This window comes from Pseudomonas sp. EGD-AK9 (assembly GCF_000465935.2).
Lineage (GTDB): Bacteria > Pseudomonadota > Gammaproteobacteria > Pseudomonadales > Pseudomonadaceae > Aquipseudomonas.
In genome coordinates this window covers 1-3,457 of record NZ_AVOF01000334.1, presented here as the reverse complement: position 1 = coordinate 3,457, position 3,457 = coordinate 1, and the positions used below count along the sequence as shown (strand labels likewise).

3 protein-coding genes and 1 pseudogene are annotated in these 3,457 nt (G+C 67.8%); all 4 read left to right on the top strand.

Annotated features, from left to right (window positions below; translation table 11 throughout):
- Window positions 1–836, top strand: an 836-nt coding sequence (locus N878_RS15410) for an FAD/NAD(P)-binding oxidoreductase (RefSeq protein ID WP_021444515.1), incomplete at its 5' end; no start/stop codon positions are given.
- Window positions 837–902: 66 nt separating this feature from the next.
- Window positions 903–1,334: a nuclear transport factor 2 family protein gene (locus N878_RS15405; RefSeq protein ID WP_021444514.1), complete on the top strand. Its 432-nt coding sequence runs from the start codon at window positions 903–905 to the stop codon at window positions 1,332–1,334.
- A gap of 202 nt (window positions 1,335–1,536) precedes the next feature.
- Window positions 1,537–2,904, top strand: a complete 1,368-nt coding sequence (locus N878_RS15400; RefSeq protein WP_031303253.1) for a chromosome partitioning protein ParA — start codon at window positions 1,537–1,539, stop codon at window positions 2,902–2,904.
- Between the two features lie 2 nt (window positions 2,905–2,906).
- Window positions 2,907–3,457, top strand: a pseudogene (locus N878_RS15395) (1-aminocyclopropane-1-carboxylate deaminase); the annotation flags it as partial.

Sequence of the window (3,457 nt, the reverse complement as noted above, 5' to 3'; positions counted from 1 at the left end):
ATAGCGTGACCCTGTTCGATGCCGCTGGCGAGATCGGCGGCCAGTTCAACGTGGCCAAGCGCGTGCCGGGCAAGGAGGAGTTCTTCGAGACCCTGCGCTACTTCAAGCGCAAGCTGGAAACCACCGGCGTCGATCTGCGTCTCAATACCCGCGTCGGCGTCGACGAGCTGGCGGGGGGCGGTTTCGACGAGATCGTTCTGGCCACCGGCATCGCCCCGCGCACCCCGGAGATTCCCGGTATCGAACACGCCAAGGTGATCAGCTACCTGGACGCCATCCTCGAACGCAAGCCGGTCGGCCAGCAGGTCGCGGTGATCGGCGCCGGCGGCATCGGTTTCGACGTTTCCGAGTACATCACCCACCAGGGCCAGGCCACCAGCCTGGACCGCGAGGCGTTCTGGAAGGAGTGGGGCATCGACGGCGCGCTTGAGGCGCGCGGCGGCGTCGCCGGTATCGCGGCTCAGCCGCACCCGGCGGCGCGCCAGGTGTTCCTGCTGCAGCGCAAGAAGTCCAAGGTCGGCGACGGCCTGGGCAAGACCACCGGCTGGATCCACCGCACCGGGCTGAAGAACAAGAACGTGCAGATGCTCAACTCGGTCGAGTACCTCAAGGTCGACGACGCCGGCCTGCATATCCGCATCGCTGGCGGCGAGCCGCAGCTGCTGCCGGTCGATACGGTGATCGTCTGCGCCGGCCAGGACCCGCTGCGTGAGCTGCAGCAGGGCCTGGAGGACGCCGGCCAGCGCGTGCACCTGATCGGCGGCGCCGACGTGGCGGCCGAACTGGACGCCAAGCGCGCGATCAACCAGGGCTCGCGCCTGGCCGCCGAGCTCTAAGCAAGAAGACGCCCCGCCTTGTGCGGGGCATTTTGTTTGTGGCCGACAATAACAAGGAGAAGCCCGATGTCCCTCGAAGCCCAACTGCAGCCCGCCGCCGCGGCCAGCCTGCAACGCTGGCACCAGCTTATCGCCGCCAAGGACCTGGGGCCGCTGCCGGAGTTGCTGCACCCGCAGGCGGTGTTTCGCTCGCCCATGGCGCACACCCCCTACCCGGGCGCGCAGGCGGTCAACCTGATCCTCAATACCGTGCTCAAGGTGTTCGAGGACTTCGCCTACCACCGCGAGCTGGCCACGGCCGACGGCCTCAGCGTGGTGCTGGAGTTCAGCGCCAGGGTCGCTGGCCGGGAGCTCAAAGGCATCGACATGATCCGTTTCGACGAGACCGGCAAGATCGTCGAGTTCGAGGTGATGATCCGCCCGATGAGCGGCCTGCAGGCGCTGGGCGCGGAGATGGCGCAACGCCTGGCGCCCTTTCTCGCCGCGGCCAAGCACTGAAATCCATCACAGTTTTGTTTTGCGGCTCGTCGCACTCTGCTGGGCGGCTGGTCGAGTGCCAAGCCCGTCACATTGCTGCGGCGGGTTTTTCCCCTAGACTTGGCTGAACAATGGACGGCGCCGGCAGCTCAGGCCTGACAAGGCCTTGTCGGCAGTCGTCCGTGCGCGCAGATGCCACCCGCGTTGGTCCAGAGGGAAGCCGATGAGAATGCAGAACAAGCCGCAGATGGTGGAAGCCGTGATGTTCTTCAGTGAACGCGGTATCTGCAAACAGATGCTGTTCCCCGAGTTCGAGGCCCTGCTCGACGGCGTGGTCAACATGCCCGAATTCGCCGACCAGCAGATGCGCGTGGCCTTCGTCACCATCAACCCGCGCCTGCTGGTCAAGGCGGCGGTGTTCTTCTACCTGGACTTCAACGCGGACGGCAGCCCCGACAAGGGCTGGAACATCCCCCTGCAGCACCTGGCCGAGCGCGCCGGGCGTGGTCCCGACCTGGGCGCCGGCCCCATCCGCCTGGCCTGCCGCAGCCAGTGCCCGGTGTCCTGGCACCAGATGCACCTGTGGGACCCCAGCCTGGCGCCGGGGCAGAACGACCTGGTGCTGCTGCGCGATGCGGTCAAAGGCAATAAGCTCGGGCTGCTGGTGGAAGACGAGAATGCCCAGGCGGTGGTCGCCGAGCGCCTGCAGATGGCGTCCGAGGACAAGTGGTACGCCCCCGATCCGGCCAAGGAAGTGGCCGATCAGTTGGCGCAGAAGATGGATCAGGAACACCGCCTGAAGACCGCCCAGCTGATCAAGCAGCAGCGCCTGCGCATCAGCAGCCTGAGCCAGCAGCACGAGGAGGAGCTGGCCAAGGCCAAGTTGACCAGCGAGGAGCAGGGCAGGCACCTGCAGGCGCAGATCCAGGGCCTGCAGCAGACGCTGCGCCAGCAGGAGGAACTCAACGCCAGTCTCAAGGCGCAGCTGGCCGCCCAGGCCGAGAGCTTCCAGGCCAGCCGCGAAGAGCTGTCCGAACAGCTGCGTGCCCTCGAGCGCCACGGCCGTACCGAAGGCGACATCCTCCGCGCTCAGTTCGACGGCGAGCTGCAGGCCAAGGTTGCCGCGGCGGTGGTGGAGTACAAGGAGCAGATCGCCATCCGCGACGTCGAGCTGGCCTACCGCAACGAGCAGGATGCCCAGCTGCAGCAGGAGAATGCGCGACTCAAGCGCGAGCGCGACGAGTTCGCCAGCCAGGGCGGCGACCAGGTGCTTGAGCGCCTGGCCAAGCTCGGCGTGGTGTTCGTGGTCTACCACCCGGGCGCCGGTCACCTGACCATCCCGCTGCAGGACGTCGCCCGCTACCAAGACAACCCCATGGCCTATGCCGCGGCCAAATGCTTCGTCTCCGAGCCGCAGTACCGCCAGTGGCTGGCGCACTATCAGCAACCGACCTGCGATGCCAGCCTGCCCAGCGGCGAGCGCTGCGCCCTTCCCATCGACCGGATCGACTCGCCCAGTCGCTTCAACGCCGGCGACTCCAACTGCTGCGCGCGGCACAAGGCGGGTAGTCGCCTGCGTACCGTCGGCTGACCTTGGCCCTGCAATTCCCCGACTGGCGCCCGCAGGCGGCGCTGCAACCCGTGCATCTGGACTGGCTGGACGCGGCCGGCATCGAGCTGGCCTGCCTGCGTCTGGAGCTGATCGACCCGCTGGTGTCCGGCAACAAGTGGTTCAAGCTCGCCCCGCACCTGCAGGCCGCCGCTGCCGGCGGCGCAGCCGGGGTGATCAGCCTGGGCGGCGCCCATTCCAATCACCTGCATGCGCTGGCTGCGGCCGGCAAGCGTTTCGGCTTTGCCACCGTCGGCCTGCTGCGCGGCGAGCCGCAGCAGACGCCGACCGTCGTTGATCTGCAGGCCTGCGGCATGCAACTGCACTGGCTGGGCTACGGCGGCTACCGGGCGCGGCATCAGGCGGATTTCTGGCAGCCCTGGCTGCAGCGTTACCCGCGCTTTCATCCGGTCGACGAGGGTGGCCTGGGCCTGCTCGCGGCCGAGGGCTGCAGCGGCCTGGTGCAGATGGCGCGGGCGCAGCTGGCCGGTCTCGACTGGGACGACTGCGACGGCTGGTGGCTGGCCGCCGGCAC